General features: G+C 68.4%; 15 protein-coding genes. 9 read left to right on the top strand and 6 right to left on the bottom strand.

What is annotated here, in order from left to right:
* The first annotated feature begins 109 nt into the window (after positions 1–109).
* The 6 genes from U1701_RS00585 (at position 110) to U1701_RS00610 (ending at position 7916) form a co-directional block, all read left to right on the top strand.
* Positions 110–676 carry a 2Fe-2S iron-sulfur cluster-binding protein gene (locus U1701_RS00585; RefSeq protein WP_332780596.1) on the top strand — a complete coding sequence of 189 codons (567 nt, stop codon included), beginning with the start codon at positions 110–112 and terminating at the stop codon, positions 674–676.
* Positions 673–1665, top strand: coding sequence for an FAD binding domain-containing protein (locus U1701_RS00590; protein WP_332780597.1), 993 nt, complete (start codon positions 673–675; stop codon positions 1663–1665). Before U1701_RS00585 ends, U1701_RS00590 begins: the two co-directional genes overlap by 4 nt.
* Entirely contained in the window at positions 1662–3899 is a 2238-nt protein-coding gene (locus tag U1701_RS00595; RefSeq protein WP_332780598.1) for a xanthine dehydrogenase family protein molybdopterin-binding subunit, read from the top strand. The genes U1701_RS00590 and U1701_RS00595 overlap by 4 nt, the downstream gene beginning before the upstream one ends.
* A 175-nt stretch (positions 3900–4074) precedes the next feature.
* On the top strand, positions 4075–6279 hold the full coding sequence (locus U1701_RS00600) for a xanthine dehydrogenase family protein molybdopterin-binding subunit (RefSeq protein ID WP_332780599.1): 2205 nt from the start codon (positions 4075–4077) through the stop codon (positions 6277–6279).
* Between the two features lie 109 nt (positions 6280–6388).
* On the top strand, positions 6389–7312 hold the full coding sequence (locus U1701_RS00605; protein WP_332780600.1) for an XdhC family protein: 924 nt from the start codon (positions 6389–6391) through the stop codon (positions 7310–7312).
* Positions 7299–7916: a nucleotidyltransferase family protein gene (locus tag U1701_RS00610; RefSeq protein ID WP_332780601.1), complete on the top strand. Its 618-nt coding sequence runs from the start codon at positions 7299–7301 to the stop codon at positions 7914–7916. Before U1701_RS00605 ends, U1701_RS00610 begins: the two co-directional genes overlap by 14 nt.
* Here U1701_RS00610 and U1701_RS00615 read toward each other — a convergent pair.
* The 4 genes from U1701_RS00615 to U1701_RS00630 form a co-directional block, all read right to left on the bottom strand.
* Positions 7891–9099, bottom strand: a complete 1209-nt coding sequence (locus tag U1701_RS00615) for an ABC transporter permease (protein WP_332780602.1) — start codon at positions 9097–9099, stop codon at positions 7891–7893. The two genes, U1701_RS00610 and U1701_RS00615, sit on opposite strands and share 26 nt — an antisense overlap.
* A gap of 130 nt (positions 9100–9229) precedes the next feature.
* Positions 9230–9886 carry an ABC transporter ATP-binding protein gene (locus tag U1701_RS00620; protein ID WP_332781414.1) on the bottom strand — a complete coding sequence of 219 codons (657 nt, stop codon included), beginning with the start codon at positions 9884–9886 and terminating at the stop codon, positions 9230–9232.
* 55 nt (positions 9887–9941) lie between these two features.
* The gene (locus tag U1701_RS00625) at positions 9942–11324 is read right to left on the bottom strand and encodes an efflux RND transporter periplasmic adaptor subunit (protein ID WP_332780603.1); all 1383 of its coding nucleotides are present in this window, start codon (positions 11322–11324) and stop codon (positions 9942–9944) included.
* The gene (locus U1701_RS00630; protein ID WP_332780604.1) at positions 11324–12793 is read right to left on the bottom strand and encodes an efflux transporter outer membrane subunit; all 1470 of its coding nucleotides are present in this window, start codon (positions 12791–12793) and stop codon (positions 11324–11326) included. The genes U1701_RS00625 and U1701_RS00630 overlap by 1 nt, the downstream gene beginning before the upstream one ends.
* Before the next feature lie 270 nt (positions 12794–13063).
* Here U1701_RS00630 and otsB point away from each other — a divergent pair, with 270 nt between their 5' ends.
* Genes otsB through U1701_RS00645 form a run of 3 tightly spaced genes read left to right on the top strand, consistent with a single transcriptional unit; the run spans position 13064 to position 17018 of the window.
* Positions 13064–13816 (top strand): trehalose-phosphatase, encoded by a 753-nt coding sequence (gene otsB, locus U1701_RS00635; protein WP_332780605.1) that lies wholly within the window; start codon positions 13064–13066, stop codon positions 13814–13816.
* Positions 13816–15633, top strand: coding sequence for a glycoside hydrolase family 15 protein (locus U1701_RS00640; RefSeq protein ID WP_332780606.1), 1818 nt, complete (start codon positions 13816–13818; stop codon positions 15631–15633). Before otsB ends, U1701_RS00640 begins: the two co-directional genes overlap by 1 nt.
* On the top strand, positions 15630–17018 hold the full coding sequence (locus U1701_RS00645) for an alpha,alpha-trehalose-phosphate synthase (UDP-forming) (protein ID WP_332780607.1): 1389 nt from the start codon (positions 15630–15632) through the stop codon (positions 17016–17018). The genes U1701_RS00640 and U1701_RS00645 overlap by 4 nt, the downstream gene beginning before the upstream one ends.
* Before the next feature lie 18 nt (positions 17019–17036).
* Here the strand turns inward: U1701_RS00645 and U1701_RS00650 are convergent, their stop codons facing one another.
* Both U1701_RS00650 and U1701_RS00655 read right to left on the bottom strand, forming a co-directional pair.
* Positions 17037–18698 carry an amidohydrolase gene (locus tag U1701_RS00650; RefSeq protein WP_332780608.1) on the bottom strand — a complete coding sequence of 554 codons (1662 nt, stop codon included), beginning with the start codon at positions 18696–18698 and terminating at the stop codon, positions 17037–17039.
* A 110-nt stretch (positions 18699–18808) separates the two neighbouring features.
* On the bottom strand, positions 18809–19669 hold the full coding sequence (locus U1701_RS00655; RefSeq protein WP_332780609.1) for an NAD(P)-dependent oxidoreductase: 861 nt from the start codon (positions 19667–19669) through the stop codon (positions 18809–18811).
* Positions 19670–19688: the final 19 nt, after the last annotated feature.

Below are 19688 nucleotides of genomic sequence, written 5' to 3' on the forward strand. Positions count from 1 at the left end.
CTGCGCCGGGACGATGGCGAGGGCCAGTGCCGGCCCCAATGAGAGCCAATCGCAATAGGATAGGATCGAAGACATCGGCGTTCAGCACCCAACAGCGGAGACGATCCCCATGCATTTCACGATCAATGGTCAATCTTATGACGCCGACGTCGATATCCGGACTTCGGTGCTCGATCTGTGCCGCGAGCATCTGGGCCTGACCGGCTCCAAGAAGGGCTGCGACCACGGCCAGTGCGGCGCATGCACGGTGCTGATCGACGGGCGTCGGGTCAATTCCTGCCTCACCCTGGCGGTGATGCACCAGGACGACGAGATCACGACGATCGAGGGGCTTGGCCAGGTCGGCAATCTGCACCCATTGCAGGAGGCTTTCGTGCGGCATGACGGCTATCAATGCGGCTATTGCACGCCGGGGCAGATCTGCTCGGCGGTCGGCATGCTCGACGAGGTCAAGAAGGGCTGGGCGAGCCATGTCTCTGGCGACCTGACCGATCCCGCCTTCGACGACGCTGAGATTTCCGAGCGGATGAGCGGCAATATCTGCCGCTGCGCCGCCTATCCCAACATCGTCGACGCGATCCGCGAAGTCGCGGGCGCCGAGCCCCAGGGCCGCACCGCGGACGAGAAGGACGAAGCGATGCGAAGCGAACTCACGCACGGGGAGCTCGCATCGTGAAGACCTTCACCTACGCCAAAGCGGACACGCCCGAGGCCGCAGTCGGCGATTTCACGCAGGGCGCGAAGTTCATCGCGGGCGGCACCAACCTGCTCGACCTGATGAAACTGCAGATCGAGACGCCGGGCAAGCTGGTGGATATCAGCCGGCTCGACCTCGGTACGATCGAGGAGCGTGAGGATGGCGGGCTGACGATCGGCGCGCTGGTGCCGAACAGCGACCTCGCCGCCGACCCGCGCGTCATCGCCAAATATGAAGTGCTGAGCCGGGCCTTGCTCGCGGGCGCGAGCGGTCAGCTGCGCAACAAGGCATCGACCGGCGGCAATCTGCTGCAGCGGACGCGCTGCTATTATTTCTACGACACGGCCGCCAAGTGCAACAAGCGCGAGCCGGGCACCGGCTGCGACGCGATCGGCGGGTTCAACCGCATTCTGGCGGTACTCGGCACCAGCGAGCATTGCATCGCGACTCACCCGAGCGACATGGCCGTCGCGATGCGCGCACTCGACGCCACGATCGTGACGCTGAAGGCCGACGGCGATCGGCGGCGGATTTCGATCCACGACTTCTACCGCCTGCCCGGCGACACGCCGCATATCGAGAACGTGCTCGAAGCCGGCGAATTGATCACGCATGTCGAACTGCCGACGCCGCCCAAGGGCAAGCATGCCTACCGGAAAGTGCGTGACCGTGCGTCCTACGCGTTCGCGTTGGTCTCGGTCGCCGGCGTCGTGTCGGTCGAGGACGGGCGGATCGCGAGCGCCTCGCTCGCGTTCGGCGGGCTGGCGCACATGCCGTGGAAGAACGACGCGGTCGAAGCGGCCTTGGTCGGCAAGGAGCCGAGCGATCTCGTCTTTGCGGCCGCTGCCGACGCACTGGTCGCAGGCGCCAAGGGCTATGGCTCGAACGACTTCAAGATCCCGCTGGTGAAGCGCACGCTGATCGCGACGCTTCGCGAACTGACTTCGGTAGAGGGAGCGGCATCATGAGCCTGTTCGATTTCGGCACCACCAACAGCCTGACGATGGACAAGCCGCACCCGGAGAGCCTGCTCGACACCGGCGTGCAGGGTGTGATCAGCCGGCCGATCGATCGCGTCGACGGGCCGCTCAAGGTCTCGGGCACCGCGACCTATGCGGCCGAATATGCGTTCGACAACATGGCATTCGGCGTGCTGGTCGGCACCAAGATATCGGCGGGCAAGGTCGTCAGTATCGACGCGGACGCGGTGCGCGGCATGCCCGGCGTGATCGACGTGGTCACCGACTTCGACCGCTTCATCCGCGTGGCCGGCCAGGGCGGCGAGACCGAAGCCCCGACGCAGGGCGTCAAGGAGATCACCGCATTCGGCCAGATCGTCGCGATCGTCCTCGCCGAGAGCTTCGAAGTGGCGCGCGACGCCGCGCAAGCGCTGCCGATCAAATATGAGGCCGGCGAAGGCCAGTACGACTTCGAGGCGCACAAGCACGAGACGCGTAAACCCAAGGATGATTCGACCAAGGCGCATTTCAGCCAGGGCGACGTCGACAAGGCGATGGCGGAGGCGCCGGTGACGGTCGACGTCACCTACATCACCCCGAGCCAGAATTCGTCGGCGATGGAGCCGCATGCCTCGACCGCGGTGTGGGAGGAGGACGGCACGCTGTCGCTCTATGGATCGTACCAGATGCCGACGCCGGACGCGTCGCAGCTGGCGAAGTCGCTGGGCGTGCCGGTCAAGAAGGTGCGGATCGTCGCACGGTACATCGGCGGCGGGTTCGGGTCGAAGCTCGGCATCTCGCCCGAGAGCGTGGCCGCGGCGATCGCCGCCAAACAACTCGGCCGCCCGGTGAAGGCGGTGATGGCGCGCCAGCAGGTGTTCGACGCGACGGTGCGGCGTTCGAATACCGAGCAGCGGATGCGGTTCGGCGCGCATGCCGACGGGCGGCTGACCGCGATCGGGCACGAGACGCTGTGTTCGAACCAGTCGACCGAGCAGTATTTCGAACCCGCCGGGATCAGCTCGCACATGCTGTACGCGGGCGAGAACCGGCTGATCACGCACGACCTGGTCGACGTCAACCTGGTGGTATCGGGGTCGATGCGCGCGCCCGGCGAGGCGGTCGGGATGATCGCGATCGAAGGCGCGATGGACGAGCTTGCCGAAAAGCTGGGGATGGACCCGATCGAACTGCGGCGGGTCAATGATCCCGCACAGGACCCCGAAAAGGACATACCCTATTCGTCGCGGCAGTTGATGCGGTCGCTCGACGAAGGAGCCAAGCGCTTCGGCTGGGGCGATCGGCGCAAGGCCGGCACACGCCGCGACGGCGAATGGCTGATCGGCATGGGCGTTGCGGCCGCGGTGCGCGGTAACATGCTGCAGGAATCGTCCGCCAAGGTCGAGATCCGGCCCGACGGCACCGCGACGGTATCGTCGGCAATGACCGACATCGGCACCGGCAGCTACACGATCCTGGCGCAGATCGCGTCGGAGATCCTGGGCATCCCGGTCGAGAACATCACGCTGTCGCTCGGCGATACCAACGATCCGCCGGCGGCGGGTTCGGGCGGGTCGTGGGGCGCGCAATCGTCCGGCACCGCGGTGTATCTGGGGTGCGAGATGCTGCGCGGGAAGCTCGCCAAGGCGATGGGGGTCGACGAGGACGGGCTGACGCTGAAGGACGGTCAGGCGATCGGCGACAACCGGTCGACGCCGATCGGCGACCTGGTCGGCAAGGGCCTGGAGGCGACCGGCCACGTCAAACCGGGCAAGCAGGAGAAGCTGACCACGCAGGCGTCGTATGGCGCGCATTTCGCCGAGGTCGGCGTGAACGCGGTCACCGGCGAGGTGCGCGTGCGGCGGATGCTCGGCGTGTTCGCGGCGGGGCGTATCCTCAACGCGAAGACCGCGCGGTCGCAGTGCCTGGGCGGGATGACGTTCGGGATCGGGTGTGCGTTGACCGAGGATCTGATCCACGACCTTCGCAACGGCAAGCTCGTGAACCGCGACCTGGCGGAATATCACGTGCCGTCGAACGCCGACGTGCCGCAGCTCGACGTGCATTTCCTCGACGAGCGCGACATCCATGCGAATCCGATCCACGCCAAGGGGATCGGCGAGCTGGGGATTTCGGGCGCGGGCGCGTCGGTGGCGAACGCGGTGTACAACGCAACGGGGGTTCGGGTTCGCGACTTCCCGATCACGCTCGACAAGCTGCTCGAGGGGTTACCGGCGGTTTAATCCTTCCAACCACCCCGGCGAAGGCCGGGGCCCAATTGGGAAGGCGGGTGTAACGGAGCGCTGTCCGTTGTCACGGATGTCCCCCATTTGGGCCCCGGCCTTCGCCGGGGTGGTAGATGGCGGTTGGCTCACCCCCGCCCCATCCCTATCTCCGGCCTCACTTCGAGGATGATGCATGACCGACCATGTGATGGATGCGGCGTTTCGGCCGGCGGGGCTCGATCGCGCGGTACAGGGCGTGCTGGGGCGGCCGATCGACCGGGTCGAGGGGCCGGACAAGGTCGCGGGCACCGCCGCTTATGCCTATGAGGGCACACCGGCGCGGATCGCCTATGCGGCGGTCGTCGGGACGCCGGTCGGCAGCGGCCGCATCGTCGGAATCGACGACACCGCGGCGGCGTCGCTCCCCAGTGTGATCGCAGTCCTCCACGGCGATCCGCGGATGCCGTCGGGTCAGGCGAGTTCGAACGCGATGCCGCTGTTCGATACCAAGACGATCCTCCATCTGGGCCAGCCGGTCGCGATCGTCGTCGCCGAGGACCAGGCGATCGCGCGCGACGCCGCGGCGCTGGTGGTGGTCGAGGTCGAGGCGGGCGCAGCGCGTTACGACGTCGCCGATCAGCCGGTCGATACCGCACCCGCCATCGGCTTCTTGCCGCCGACCGACATCGGTGACCTCGACGCCGCGATGGCTGACGCCGCGGTGACGCTGGACCGGACCTATACGACGCCGATCCATTTTCCGGCTGCACTCGAACCGCATGCCACCACCGCGTGGTGGGACGATGGCAAGCTCACCGTGCGCACCAGCAGCCAGGTGATCGGCAGCGCGCGCAAGACGATCGCCACCGCGCTGAAGATCGATCCCGATCTGGTCCGCGTGCTCGCGCCCTATGTCGGCGGCGGGTTCGGCGGCAAGACCGGGGTCGGCGCCGAAGTGATCCTCGCCGCGATCGCCGCGGAAGCGACGGGCCGCCCCGTCAAGATCGCGCTGCCCCGCCGCCAGACCGCCTATATGGTGCACCATCGCTCGCACACCGTGCAGCGTGTGCGGATCGCGTGCGATGCCGACGGCGTGATCCACGGCTTCGGCCATGAAGGCATCGCCGCGCAGAACGATCATGGCGAGTTCCTGGAACCGGTACCGTTCGGGACGCTGCCGCTGTACCGCGGCGAAGCGCGGCGGTTCCGCACCGATCTGGTCCGCGTCAACCTGCCGCCGACGGGGGCGGTGCGCGCGCCGGGCGAAGCGGTCGGCACCTTTGCGGTCGAATGCGCGATGGACGAGCTCGCCGAACAATTGGGGATGGACCCGATCGAGCTGCGGCGGCGCAACGAGCCCGAGACCGATCCGGTGAGCGGCAAGCCGTTTTCGACGCGGCGGATGCTCGATTGCTACACGCAGGGCGCGCTACGGTTCGACTGGCCCGCAAAGCTCCCGGCGCCCGGATCGGTGCGCGAGGGCGAATGGCTGATCGGAATCGGCATGGCGGCGGCGCTGCGCGGCAACTTTACCGTGCGGGCGCAGGCGCGCGTGAGGCTGACGGCGGAGGGCCGCGCGGTGGTCGAATGCGACATGACCGATATCGGCACCGGGACCTACACGATCCTGGCGCAGATGGCGGGCGAGATGCTCGGCCTGCCGGTCTCCGACGTGAGCGTGCGGATCGGCGATACCGACCTGCCCCCGAGCGCGGGATCGGGCGGATCGTTCGGCGCGGGCAGCGCGACCGCGGCGGTGGCGCTGGCGTGCGAGGATATCCTCGCCGAACTCGCGCGGCGGATGAACGCGGCGCCCGAGGAGCTGCGGCTGAAGGACGGCTGCGTCAGCGTGGGGGGCCGGCAGGTGTCGCTGGTCGACCTTGTCCGCGGCGATCCGATCGTCGCGATGGGCAAGACCGGCCCCGGCGCCGAGAGCAAGCGCACCAGCCAGGCGAGCCATGGCGCGCAGTTCGTCGAGGTCGCGGTCAACGCGGTCACCGGCGAGACTCGGGTAAGGCGGATGCTCGGCGTGTTCGACGTCGGCCGCGTGCTCAACGCCAAGACCGCGACCAACCAGATCGTCGGCGGGATGGTGTGGGGGATCTCCTATGCGCTCGGCGAAGAGGCGGTGGTCGACACGCGAACCGGCAGTTTCGCGAACCCCGATTTCGGCGAGTATCACGTCGCGGTGAACGCCGACGTGCCGCAGATCGCGGTGCATTTCATCGAGGAGATCGACGATTCGGCCAACCCCGCGGGGGCGAAGGGGGTTGGCGAGCTGGGGATTTCGGGTGCCGGCGCGGCGGTGGCGAACGCGATCTATAATGCGACCGGGGTTCGGGTTCGCGACTTTCCGGTGACTCTCGACAAGCTGCTGGAGGGGTTGCCGGCGGTGTGACCGTCACCCCGGACTTGTTCCGGGGTCCATGTCACCGCACATCCCAACCCATAGAGTACGCGGCACGATGGATGCCGGACCAAGTCCGGCATGACGAAAGAGAAAAGACATGGCTGAAAACGATAGCGTGATTGCCGCCGCCGCGGCCTGGAAGGGCGAACCGATGGCGATCGCCACGGTGGTGTCGACCTGGGGCTCCGCGCCGCGGCCCAAGGGCAGCCATATGCTCGTCCATGCCGATGGTCGGTTCGAGGGATCGGTGTCGGGTGGCTGCGTCGAGAGCGACATCCTTGCCACCGCCGCCGACGTGATCGCCGGCGCACCGTTTTCGGTGCGCAGCTACGGCGTCGCCGATGCCGCGGCGTGGGAGGTCGGCCTGCCGTGCGGCGGCGAGATTTCGGTGATGGTGCAGCCGGTGTCGGCCGAAGGGTTCGACCCCGAACTGTTCGACCGCATCGCCGCCGCGCGCGACGAGGGCGATGCGCTGACCGTGTCGACCGACCTGACCTCGGGCCATTCGGATGCGCGGCCGCTCGAAACCGGGCAGGTGTTCGTCAACCGCTACGATCCGCCGCGTCGGCTGTTGATCGTCGGCGCGGTGCAGATCGCGCAGTCGCTGGCGCAGATGGCGGCGTCGCTCGGGATCGAGACTGTGGTGATCGACCCGCGCGCGCGCTTCCTGACCGAAGAACGGTTCCCGGGCGTCACGCTCGACGACCGCTGGCCTGACGAGGCGATCGCGGCCTACCGCCCCGGCCCGTCGACCGCGGTGGTGACACTGAGCCACGACATCAAGATCGACGATCCGGCGCTGGTCGCCGCGCTGGCCAGCGACGCGGCCTATGTCGGCGCGCTCGGCAGCCGCAAGAGCCATGCAGCGCGGCGGGAGCGACTTGCCGCCGAGGGCGTTAGCCCTGAGACTATCGAGCGGATCGACGCGCCGGTCGGGATCGACATCGGCGCGATCGGACCGTCCGAGATCGCACTCTCGATCGCCGCCGCCATGATTGGAGCCTTTCATGATCGCCGCTGAAGACGTCGTCCTGATCCTGCTCGCCGCCGGCCGATCGCAGCGGTTCGGCATCCCGAACAAGCTAGAGGTCGAGTTTCTCGGCCATCCGCTGGGGTTCCACGTCGTCACCGCATTGGAGGACATGCCGTTTCGGGACCGGCTGGTGGTGACCGATGGCTGCCAGCTCGATTTCGCGTCGCGCGGCTATACCGCGATCCACAACGACGATCCCGCCGCAGGGATGTCGCGGTCGGTCAAGCTGGGCGTGCAGCACGCCAAGGAAACCGGCGCGGCGGCGGTGCTGATCGCGCTCGCCGACATGCCGCGGCTGACCACGGCGCACATCTATCGGCTGCTCGATGGTGCCGACAGTGCCGACGCGGTGGTGGCGTCGAGCGACGGTGTGAAGCCCTCCCCCCCCGTGCTGTTCGGCCGCGAGCGGTTCGACTTCCTGTTGACTCTCGACGGCGACGCGGGCGCGCGCGACCTGGTCAAGGCGGGACGGCACGTCGTCACCTCACCCGCCGAGCTGATCGACATCGACACGCCCGAGGATCTGGCAGCACTTCAGGCGCTGGTCCACGATCCGGCTGAGTCGATCATCCGTGCCTTAAGGCATCGATAGGGTTCATCGCCGCGGCGCGACGCGCGGGAAAATAGCCGAACACGACGCCGATCACCGCCGAGATCGCAAACGCGATGATGTTGATCTTCAGGTCGAACATCCATTCGACCTTGATCAGCGGCGAGATCAGCGCGATCGCCGCCTGCGCGATCACCAGGCCGATCAGCCCGCCGAGGCACGACAGTGCGATCGCCTCGACCAGGAACTGCAGCAACACCTCGCGCGCGACCGCGCCGATCGCCAGGCGAATACCGATCTCGCGCGTGCGCTCGGTCACCGACACCAGCATGATGTTCATGATCCCGATCCCGCCGACCACCAGGCTGATCCCCGCGACCGCGGCGACGATGCCGGTCAGCAAGGTGGTGGTACCGGTCAGCGTGTCGGAGATCTGCTTGGTGTCGAAGATGTTGAAATCGTCCTGCTTGCCATCGGTGATCGTGCGGCGCTCGCGCAGCAGGTCGGTGATCGAGGCTTGGACGGTGGTGGTCGAAAAGCGCTGGTCGACGCCGACCAGCATCAGCTTGATGTCGCGGTTGCCGGTGAAGCGGCGTTGGACCGCCTTGATCGGCATCACGACGGTATCGTCCTGGTCGCCGCCGAAGCCTGCCTGGCCACGCGTCGTCAGCACGCCGATGACGTCGCAACTGATCGTGCCGACGCGGAAGCGGTGGCCGACCGGATCGCCGCCGGGGAACAGGTTCTTGGCGACGGTGTTACCGATGATGCAGACCGCGGCGCCCGCGCTTTCCTCGGCACGCGTCCAGGTCCGCCCCGCGGCGAGCGGCCAGGGCTGGACCTGGAAGATCGCGTTGGTGGTGCCGTTGATCGTCGTCGACCAGTTCGCGCCTTCGTAGATCGCGGTGACGGCGGCGCTGGCCTGCGGCGCGACCGCGGTGACGCCGGCAATCTGGTTGGCGATCGCGGTGACGTCCTCGGGCTTGAAGTCGGGCGGCCGCGGCCCCCCGCCGCCGCGGCCGAAGCCCTGGCCGGGACGGACCTGGAGGATGTTGGTGCCGAGCGCGGAGATCGATTGCTGGACGGCGGCGGTGGTCGCCTTGCCGAGCGTGACCATGGTGACGACCGCGCCGACGCCGATGACGATGCCGAGGATCGTCAGGAACGAGCGCAGCAGGTGGCGGCGGATCGAGCGGAGCGCGAGGGAAAGCGTTGTGGCGAGCATCAGGCGGGAGTCCCAGGCGCGCCGTCACCCCGGACTTGTTCCGGGGTCCATCGTGCCGCGTACCCAATGGCCGGAGAATTCGCGGAAGCATGGATGCCGGAACAAGTCCGGCATGGCGGCGTGGGGATGCTCACGCCCCCACCCTCTCGCCTTGCCGGTGCTGGGTCTCGATGCGTTCGACCAGGCCGTCCTTGAAGTGCACCACCGTCCGCGCGAACGCGGCCATGTCGGCTTCGTGGGTGACCATCAGGACGGTGATGTTCTTCTCCGCGTTCAGGCGGGTGAGCAGTTCCATGATCTCGATCGAGCGTTCGCTGTCGAGGTTGCCGGTGGGTTCGTCGGCGAGCAGCACGTCGGGGCTGGTGACGAGCGCGCGGGCGATCGCGACGCGCTGTTGCTGGCCGCCCGAGAGTTCGGCGGGGGTGTGGTCCCACCAGTCCGCCAGGCCGACGGTGTCGAGGCTGGCCATCGCGGCGGCACGGCGCGCGCGCTTTTCGTCGCCGCGGTAGAGCAGCGGGAGTTCGACATTTTCGAGCGCGCTGGTGCGGCTGAGCAGGTTGAAGCCCTGGAACACGAAGCCGAGATAGCGCCGGCGGAGCAGCGCGCGCTGGTCGCGGTCGAGCGTCTCGACATGATGCCCGCGGAACAGGAAGGTGCCGGCGCTCGGTACGTCGAGACAGCCGAGGATGTTCATCGTGGTCGACTTGCCCGACCCCGACGGCCCCATCACCGCGACGAAATCGCCGGTCGCGATGTCGAGGTCGACGCCCTTGAGCGCCTGGAACATGGTCGCGCCGGCGCCGTAGACCTTGGTGACGCCACGGAGACTGATGAGGGGGGCGTTACTGGGCACCGCCCCCACCCTTGCTGGCGCCGCCGCTGCGACGGCCGCTGCCCCCGCCGCCGGCCTTGCTGTTCTCGCCGCCGGTGGCAAGCTGGCCGGTGATGACCTGCGCGCCGGGTTTCAGCCCCGAGAGCACTTCGGTCATCGTGCCGTTGGTGTCTCCGGTGACGACCTGCACCGCCTGCGGCGTGCCGTCGGCGCCCTTTATATACAGCGTCTGCTGCGCGCCGCGTGCGACCGTCGCGGTGCGTTCGGCACCACCGCCGCGCCGCGGGCGGAAGGTCAGCGAGCCGGCGATCCCGCCGCCGGCGGCGTCGGTTGCCGCGGTCGGCTTGAACCGCAGCGCGGCGTTGGGGACGAGCAGGACGCCCTGCTTGTCCGAGGTGACGATGTCCGCGGTCGCGGTCATGCCGGGGCGCAGCGTCAGCGTCGGGTTGGCGACGGTCAGGTCGGCGGCGTAGGATACGACCTGCCCCGTGGTGGCGGTCGTCGTCGTGCTGGATGAGGTCGCCGAGCTGACCGTCAGGTTGGAGCCGAGATCGACGCGGCTGATCGTCGCCGGGAAGGTCTGGCCGGGGAACGCATCGACGGTGAAATTGGCCTTCTGGCCGATCTTGACCTCGCCGACGTCCGCCTCGTCGATCGCGACCTCGAGCTTCATCTTGGTCAGGTCTTCGGCGATCACGAACAGCGTCGGGGTGTTGAACGACGCCGCGACGGTCTGGCCCGGATCAATCTGGCGCGCGAGCACGACGCCGGTGACGGGCGAGCGGATGATCGCGCGCGCGCGCTGCGTCTGGCTCTGCGCCAAGGCGGCGCGGCTCGCGGAGACGTTGGCCTGCGCGACCTTCAGCGCGGCGACGGCGCGCGCGTAGGTGGCACGGCCGGTCTGGAGTTCGGTCTTCGACGGCACGCGGCCACCGGACAGACGCGAGACTTCCTCGAGGCGGGCGAGCTGCGCCTGGCTTTCGCCGACGGTCGCCTGCGCCTGGTTGACCTGCGCCTGGTTGGCGGCGAGCTGCGCATTGCCCTGGCGGATCTGGTCGTCGAGCTGTTCGGGGTCGATCAGCGCCAGCGCCTGCCCGGCGACGACGCGGTCGTTGACGTCGGCGACGACCTTGGTCACCAGCCCCGACAGCTGCGAGCCGACCGTCACCTGGTTGGTCGGGGCGAGCTTGCCGGTCGCCGACACGGTGACGGTCAGGTTGCCGCGCGTCGCGGGGGTGCTGGTATATTCGGTCTGCGGCTTGGCGCCGAACATCCGCATCGCGAGCAACACGAGCAGGATCACGCCGACCGCGATCACGACCCATTTGATGTAGCGTTTCCACGGCGACACCGGCTTCACGCCGAGGAAATCGTCGAGCTGTTCGTCGGCCATCACCGGGTTCCCGAGGTATTGGATGTGTCTGGAGCTTCGGGCACGCGCGTCGCGTCCCAGCCGCCGCCGAGCGCGATGTAGAGCGCGATCAGCGCGGTCGCGGCGTCGGCGCGCGCCTGGGTTGCGCCGTTCTGCGCCGAGAGCAGCGCGGTTTCCTGCTGGTTGAGCGTCGTGAAGTCGGTGAGCCCGGTACGATACTGGCTGCGCGACAGGATCGCCGAATTGTTCGCCGCATCCAGCGCGATCGCGAACTGGCGCTCGCGTTCCTGCGCCGAGCGCAGCGCGACGACCGCGTTCTCGACATCCTCGAGCGCGGTCAGCACGGTGCCGCGATAGGCCGCGAACGCGCCGTCGGCGGCGGCTTCGCTGGCACGCACCTGGCTGCGCAGGCGGCCGCCGTTGAAGATCGCCTGGGTCAGGCCGGCAAACAGTCCGCCGGTGATCGCGTCGCCGATATTGCCGATCGAACTGGCGTTGGTGTTGATGTTGCCGGTGATCGCGAGCGCGGGGTAGAGCTGCGCCTTGGCGACGCCGATCCGCGCGGTGGCGGCGGCGAGTGCGCGTTCGGACGCGCGGATGTCGGGGCGCTGGCGCAGCGTGTCGGCGGGGATGCCGGTCTCGACCGTCGCGGGACCGCGCGGGATCGGCTTGACCGGCGCGATCAGCGGTTTCAGCGCGCCCGGCGCCTGCGCGGTCAGCACGCCGAGGCGCGAGACGGCGGCGTTGTATTGCTGTTCGAGGTTCGGGATCGTCGCCGCAGTCTGCGCGCGCTGCGACCGCGCCTGTTCGGCGTCGAGGCTGGAGACGAGCCCGGCCTGGACGCGGAAGCCGGCGATTTCCAGATTGTCGTCCTGGATGGCGAGCGAGGCGCGGGCGTTGGCCAGCTGCGCCTGGTAGAGGCGGGCGAGGACGTAGTTGCGCGCGACCTCGCTTTCGACCGACAGCAGGACGGTGGCATAGTCGTAGCCGGATGCCGCATAATCGGCGTTGCTCGCCTCGATCGTCCGCCGGATCTCGCCGAAGATGCCGACTTGGTAGCTGGCGCTGAGGCCCACCGAGAAGCTGTTGGCGCCGCCGCCCCCGCCGGTGTCGACGACGGTGCCGTCGGGGAGCGTGAACGCGCGGCCGCCGCCGCGCAGATTCTCGTTGCGCTGGTAGCCGGCCGAACCGCTGAGCGTGGGGAGCAGGCTGGCGCGGCTCTGGTTGAGGGATTCGCGCGCCTGGCGGAGGCGGGCGACGCTCTGCGCAAGGTCGAGATTGGCGGAGGCCGCCTGTTCGACGAGCTGGCCGAGCACGGGATCGTCGAACCGCTGCCACCAGCGGGTGAGGTCGGCAGCGGTCGTGGGCGGGGTGACCGAATAGGCGTCGGGAACGCCGAGCTCGGACGCCGCCTTCGGGTGGTAGTCGGGGCCGACGGTGCAACCGGCGAGCGCGGCGGACAGAAGGAGGAGTGCGCGGGTGCGGACCATGCGGAGGGGATGGCCAAGGGGGCTGGTTTCGTCCAGTTTTTTTGTGTCGCGAGATGTATCCGGGGGGGGCGGTTCCCCGGCGAAGGCCGGGGCCCAGTTGGGGAACGGCGGTGACGAATGGCAGCGCGCGGTTACATCTGCCTTCCCAACTGGGCCCCGGCCTCCGCCGGGGATCATGATACGCCTAGCTATCAACGCAATCGAACCGCTTGCGTATCGCTTTTCCGCAGTGCAGCGGAACGCAGCCACGCTTCCGGAGGTTCACCGTCCATGCCCGCCGAAACCCCGCCCGCGACGCGCGAGACTGCGCCGCCGTTTTCGCGCGAGACGACGAGCCTGTTCTTCGATTTCGACGGGACGCTGGTCGAGCTCGCCGCGACCCCCGAGGGGGTGGTGGTCGAGGCGCAGTTGCTCGCGCAGCTCGACGCGCTGGCCGGGATGCTGCCCGGACGCGTGGCGATCGTAAGCGGGCGGTCGATCGCGCAGCTCGATGCGATGCTCGGTGATCATGCGCAGCTGTTCGCGGTGGCGGGCAGCCACGGCGCCGAGCGGCGGACGCCCGAGGACGGCCATGTGATCCCTGAGGCCCCCGCCGCCCTCGACCGCGCCGCCGCCGAACTGGCCGAATTCGCCGCGGCACGCGACCTGGTGTTCGAGCCCAAGAGCCTGGGCGCCGCGCTGCATTACCGCCAGCACCCCGAGCATGAACATGATGCCGTCCGGCTGGGCGAGGACGTCGCAGCGCGCCACGCGCTGACGCTGCAGCGGGGCAAGATGATGGTCGAGGTGCGCGGACCCGGCGACAAGGGTGCCGCGTTGACCACGCTGATGACGGCCGCCGCGATGGCGGGGACGAAACCGCTGTTCTTCGGCGACGATGTCACCGATGAGGACGGCTTCGAAGCGGCGGCGGCACTGGGCGGCGCAGGCGTGCTGATCGGTGCGGCGCGGCCCACCGCTGCCACCTACCGGCTTGGCGATGTCGGCGCGCTTCGCGCCTGGATCGCCGCGATACTGGAGTGATGATGACGACCCCGAACCCCACCGCAGGCACCCCCCGCGCCGACATGAACCTGTGGCCGATCGGCAATTGCCAGGTCTCCGCGCTGATCGACAGCCGCGGCACCTTCGTCTGGGGCTGCGTGCCGCGCGTCGACGGCGATCCCGCCTTCTGTTCGCTGCTCGGCGGCGTCGAGGAGCCCGAGACGGGGTTCTGGTCGATCGAGCTGGAGAACGTTCAGACCGTCACCCAAAGCTATATCCGCAACACCCCGATCTTGGTGACGCGGCATGAGGACGAGGCTGGCAACGCGATCGAGGTGACCGATTTCGCGCCGCGCTTCGTGCGCGAGGGGCGGACCTATCGCCCGACCAGCTTCGTGCGGATCGTGCGGCCGATATCGGGGTCGCCGCGGATCCGGATGCGGCTGCGCGTCGCGACCAACTGGGGCGAGCCCGCGAGCCGTACGCATGGATCGAACCATATCCGCTACCTGATGGCGGATCAGACGCTGCGGCTGTCGACCGATGCGCCGGTCGGGCATCTGACCGCGGAGAACTGGTTCCGACTCGAACGACCGGTGCACATGTTCCTGGGGCCCGACGAGAGCTTTTCCGGCAAGCTGAGCGAAGCTGCCGCGGCGATGCTCGAACGCACCACCAACGAATGGCGCCACTGGGTGCGCGGCCTGGCGACGCCGGTCGAATGGCAGGACGTCGTGATCCGCGCGGCGATCACGCTGAAGCTGTGCCAGCACGAGGAAACCGGCGCGATCGTCGCGGCGCTGACCACATCGATCCCCGAACATGAGGGGTCGGAGCGCAACTGGGATTACCGCTACTGCTGGATCCGCGACGCCTATTACACCGTGCAGGCGCTCAACCGGCTCGGCGCGCTCGACGTGCTCGAAGGCTATCTGGAGTATCTGCGCAACATCGTCGACGCGGCCAAGGGCGGGCATATCCAGCCGCTCTACGGCGTCGGTGGCGAGGCGACCCTGGTCGAGCGGATCGAGACCACTCTGCCCGGCTATCGCGGCATGGGTCCGGTGCGCGTCGGCAACCAGGCGTACGAGCAGATCCAGCACGACGCCTACGGCCAGATCGTGCTGTCGGACGTACAGGCGTTCTTCGATGCGCGGCTGTTCCGCATGTCGGGCCCGGAGGATTTCGCAAGCCTGGAGCGCGTCGGCGACCGCGCCTGGGAAATGTACGACAAGCCCGATGCGGGCCTGTGGGAGCTGCGCACCAAGGCGCATGTCCACACCTATTCGGCGGCGATGTGCTGGGCGGCGTGCGACCGGCTGGCGAACGCCGCCAACGTGCTCGGGCTGCCCGATCGCTGCGTGTTCTGGCAGGACCGTGCGGATACGATGCGCGCGACCATCGAGGGCGCGGCGTGGCGCGAGGATACCCAGCGCATTTCCGCGACGTTCGGCGCCGACGATCTCGATGCGAGCCTGATCCAGCTGCTCGACCTGCGCTTCATCGCGCCCGACGATCCCCGCTTCCAGTCGACTCTGACCGCGGTCGAGGACGGTCTGCGGCGCGGATCGTACATGCTGCGCTATGCGACCGAGGATGATTTCGGGCTGCCGCACACCGCGTTCAATTTCTGCACCTTCTGGCTGATCGAGGCGCTGCACGTCACCGGCCGCTCCGAGGACGCCCGCGAACTGTTCGAGGAAATGGTCGCGCGGCGCACCCCCGCCGGGCTGCTATCCGAGGATATCGACCCGAACACCGGCGAGCTGTGGGGCAATTACCCGCAGACCTATTCGCTGGTCGGACTGATCAACTGCGCGACGTTGCTGAGCAAACCGTGGAGCGCAGTAAGGTGAGCCGCCTCGTCGTCATCTCGAACCGCGTCCAGGCGCTGAACGCGCCGAGCGGCAACCAGGGCGGCCTCGCGGTCGCGCTGCTGGCGGCGCTGCGCGAAAAGGGCGGGATCTGGTTCGGCTGGTCGGGGGAGACCACCGACCAGTTCAGCGGGCACATCAACTTCCAGCAGGGCGGGGGCGTGACGACCGCGACGATCGATCTGGAAGACCAGGATGTCGACGAATATTACAACGGGTACGCCAACCGGACGCTGTGGCCGCTGTTCCACTACCGGATCGACCTGACCGAGTTCGAGCGCGATTTCTCCAGCGGCTATGCGCGCGTCAACCAGCGCTTCGCCGAGACCGTGGTGCCGCTGATCGAGGCGGATGATCTGGTCTGGGTGCACGACTATCACCACGTGCCGCTGGGGCAGGAACTGCGCAAGCTGGGCGTGCAGAACCGCATCGGCTTCTTCCTGCACATCCCCTGGCCGCCGATGGCGATGCTGTTGTCGCTGCCCAGCCACCGAGCGCTGGTCGAGTCGCTGTTCGCGTACGACGTCGTCGGGTTCCAGACGCAGGACTGGCTCGACGGTTTTCTGCACTATGTGACGAGCCAGCTCGGCGCGGTGCTCGGCAAGCATGGTACGGTGACGGTCGGCGACCGGACGATCAAGGCGATCGCCGCGCCGATCGGCATCGAGACCGTCGATTTCGAGAAATCCGCGAACAGCGACGTCGCGCGGATGGCGCGCGAGCGCATGTACATGAGCGCGACCGGGCGGAGCCTGATCGTCGGCGTCGACCGGCTCGATTATTCGAAAGGGCTGGCCGAGCGGTTCCAGGGCTATGAACGGTTCCTGGGCGCGCATCCCGACCGCCGCGGCCTGGTCTACATGTTGCAGATCGCGCCGCCGAGCCGCGAGAAGGTCGACACCTATCAGGAGATCCGCGCGAACCTCGATTCACTATCGGGGCGGATCAACGGCGAATATTCGGATATCGACTGGACCCCGATCCGCTACGTCAACCAGGGGTTCCCGCGCGATCAGCTCGCCGGCATCTATCGCGCCGCGCGCGTCGGGCTGGTCACGCCCTTGCGCGACGGGATGAACCTTGTCGCCAAGGAATATGTCGCCGCGCAGGATCCGGAGGACCCCGGCGTGCTGGTGCTGTCGAAGTTCGCGGGGGCCGCGGCGCAGTTGAGCGACGCGGTGCTGGTCAACCCGTACAGCGCGGAGGAGATGTCCGACGCGATCGCCACCGCGCTGACGATGCCGCTCGCCGAGCGCAAGGCGCGCTGGGAGAAACTGATCGACAATGTCCGCCGCGAGGACGTGATGTGGTGGTGCGACCTGTTCCTCGCCGCGCTGGAGGCGGTGCCGGAGCACGAGGCGGCCTGAGCGGCCGCCCCGGCTGCGTCACTTCCGCTCGAACACCTTCTCGCCGCCGATCCAGGTCTGCTGGACGCGCGTCGCGCGGAGATCGCTCGGCGAGGCCAGTGTCGGATCACGGTCGACGATGATGAAGTCGGCGCGCTGCCCCGCCTGCAGTGATCCGAACTGCTTCTCCGCGAACCCGGCATAGGCCGCGCCGCCGGTGAACGCCCACCACGCCTGTTCGCGTGTCACGCGCTCCTCGGGGCGCCAGCCGCCGAACGGTTGCCCGTCGGCATCCTGCCGCGTGAACGCCGCCGCCCAGCCCGCGAACGGATCGGGCCGCTCGACCGGGAAGTCGGACCCGAAGGCGAGTCCGGCACCGTTCTTGAGCATCGTGTTCCACGCATAGGCGCCGGCCAGACGGTTCGGCCCCAGCCGCGCCTCGGCCATCGTCCGGTCGCTGGTCTGGTGGGTCGGCTGCATCGACGCGATCGTGCCATAGCGGCCGAACCGCACCAGATCCTCGGGCGCGACGATCTGCGCGTGTTCGACGCGCCAGCGGCGATCGCCCTTGTAGGTTTCCGACAGCACCTGGATGGCGTCGAGCACCTGCTCGTTGGCGCGGTCGCCGATCGCGTGGACCGCGACCTGGAAGCCGTCCATCGCCGCGCGGCTCATCGAATTCTGCAGCTGGTCATCGGTCAGGAAGCCCGCGCCCGACTGGCCCGGCGCATCCGCATAAGGCGCCTTCAGCCACGCACCGCGCGAGCCGAGCGCGCCGTCGGCGTAGATCTTGACGCCGCCCATCTTCAGCCGGTCGCCATAGAGCCACGGCGTCGGCCCCTTGCCGCCGACGCGGGTCGCGGTCTCGACGCCCATGCCGTAACTCATGATCCGCACGCGCAAGCCGCCGATATCGCCCATCCGCCGATAGGTCAGCCACTCGTCGAGCGTCGTGCCCATGTCGGCGGTCGCGGTGACACCGTAGCTTAGCAGGATCTGCTGGGCGGTCAGGAACGCCGCGTCGCGCTCCTTGGGCAGCGGCTGCGGCACGACCTTGGCGACCAGCGCCTGCGCGGAGTCGACGAACACGCCGGACGGGGCGCCGCCACTCTTCTCGATCCGCCCGCCCGCCGGCGACACGGTCTTGGCGGTGATGCCGGCTTCCTTGAGCGCGGCGGTGTTGCCCCAGCTGGCATGGCCGTCGGCGCGGCTGAGCCAGACGGGGTGATCGCTGACGATCGAATCGAGATCGGCTGCGGTCGGGAAGCGGCCGAGGCCCCACGCCTCCTGGTTCCAGCCGCCGCCCAGCACCCATTTGCGATCGGGGTTGGCCTTGACGAAATTGGCGATCTTCGCCTTCGCCTCGTCGAGCGACCTGGTCCCCGAAAGGTCGAGTTCGAGCGTGCGGAAACCGAGTTCGAGGACATGGCCGTGCGCGTCGATGAACCCGGGCAGCAAGGTCTTGCCGCCCATGTCGACCCGCCAGTCGTAGAGCGGTTTGCCGGCGTTCTTCACCAGCTCCTTGCGGCTGAGCTTGGGCGGCGCCTCACCGGGCGGCACCAGCCGGGTGACGCGGCCGTCCTTGTCGATCAGGATCGCCTTGAAGTGGATGACGCGCCCGCCGTCGCCCATCGTGATGCCGTTGACGTTGTCGACGATGCCGTCGGCATAGGCCGGGGTGGTGGATAGCAGGGCGGCCAAAACCCCGACCGTCGCCCCAAACTTGGTCCGGGGTCGCCGCGCACCCAATGGCTTCGGCTCCTGCCGCACGATGGATGCCGGACTAAATCCGGCATGACGGGGGGACTTCATCACTTCGGCAATCTCCGCACCAACGCACTCGTATCCTGGCGACCGCCGCCCATGCTTTGCACCTCGGCGTAGAATTGGTCGACCAGCGCCGCGACCGGCAGCACCGCGCCGTTCCGCTTCGCCTCGTCGAGCGCGAGCCCCAGATCCTTGCGCATCCAGTCGACCGCGAAGCCAAAGTCGAACCGGTCCGCGCCCATCGACTCCCAGCGATTGACCATCTGCCAGCTCTGCGCCGCGCCGCCCGAGATCGCCTCGAACACCTTGGCCAGATCGAGATCGCTCGCCTGCGCGAACCGCAGCGCCTCCGCGACGCCCTGCAGCACGCCTGCGATCGCGATCTGGTTGCACATCTTGGTGGTCTGCCCCGCGCCCGCTGGCCCGACATGGACGATCCGCGCGGCATAGGCCTGCATCAGCGGAGTCGCCTTGGCGACCGCGTCGTTGGTGCCGCCGCACATGATCGAGAGCTTACCGTTCTCGGCGCCCGCCTGCCCGCCCGAGACCGGCGCGTCGACGACGAGCAGGGCCTTGCCTTCGTCGGCAAGGTGCCGCGCGATCTTTGCCGAGACCGTGGTGTGATCGACGAACAGCGCGCCCGGCGCCATCGCCGCGAAAGCGCCGTCCGGGCCCAGCGTCACCGCCGCCAGATCGTCGTCGTTGCCGACGCAGGCGAACACCGCCTCCGCATCCCGCGCCGCTTCGGCCGGTGTGCCGGCAACGGATCCGCCGTGTTTGGCCGCCCAGGCGTCCGCCTTTGCGCGCGTGCGATTGTACACGGTCACGTCGTGCCCTGCCGCGACGAGATGCCCCGCCATCGGCGCGCCCATCACGCCGGTTCCGATGAATGCCAGTTTTGCCATGGGGTCCGCGCATAAGCGG

Origin of the sequence: Sphingomonas rhamnosi (assembly GCF_036663615.1) — a bacterium.
GTDB lineage: Bacteria > Pseudomonadota > Alphaproteobacteria > Sphingomonadales > Sphingomonadaceae > Sphingomonas.

What these genes read in the sequence shown, in the direction of transcription:
- U1701_RS00625 (WP_332780603.1), bottom strand. Translation starts at nt 11,324, where the DNA reads ATGGCCGACGAACAGCTCGACGATTTCCTCGGCGTGAAGCCGGTGTCG.
- U1701_RS00630 (WP_332780604.1), bottom strand. Translation starts at nt 12,793, where the DNA reads ATGGTCCGCACCCGCGCACTCCTCCTTCTGTCCGCCGCGCTCGCCGGT.
- U1701_RS00585 (WP_332780596.1), top strand. Translation starts at nt 110, where the DNA reads ATGCATTTCACGATCAATGGTCAATCTTATGACGCCGACGTCGATATC.
- U1701_RS00640 (WP_332780606.1), top strand. Translation starts at nt 13,816, where the DNA reads ATGATGACGACCCCGAACCCCACCGCAGGCACCCCCCGCGCCGACATG.
- U1701_RS00600 (WP_332780599.1), top strand. Translation starts at nt 4,075, where the DNA reads ATGACCGACCATGTGATGGATGCGGCGTTTCGGCCGGCGGGGCTCGAT.
- U1701_RS00605 (WP_332780600.1), top strand. Translation starts at nt 6,389, where the DNA reads ATGGCTGAAAACGATAGCGTGATTGCCGCCGCCGCGGCCTGGAAGGGC.
- U1701_RS00615 (WP_332780602.1), bottom strand. Translation starts at nt 9,099, where the DNA reads ATGCTCGCCACAACGCTTTCCCTCGCGCTCCGCTCGATCCGCCGCCAC.
- otsB (WP_332780605.1), top strand. Translation starts at nt 13,064, where the DNA reads ATGCCCGCCGAAACCCCGCCCGCGACGCGCGAGACTGCGCCGCCGTTT.
- U1701_RS00620 (WP_332781414.1), bottom strand. Translation starts at nt 9,886, where the DNA reads ATGTTCCAGGCGCTCAAGGGCGTCGACCTCGACATCGCGACCGGCGAT.
- U1701_RS00610 (WP_332780601.1), top strand. Translation starts at nt 7,299, where the DNA reads ATGATCGCCGCTGAAGACGTCGTCCTGATCCTGCTCGCCGCCGGCCGA.
- U1701_RS00655 (WP_332780609.1), bottom strand. Translation starts at nt 19,669, where the DNA reads ATGGCAAAACTGGCATTCATCGGAACCGGCGTGATGGGCGCGCCGATG.
- U1701_RS00595 (WP_332780598.1), top strand. Translation starts at nt 1,662, where the DNA reads ATGAGCCTGTTCGATTTCGGCACCACCAACAGCCTGACGATGGACAAG.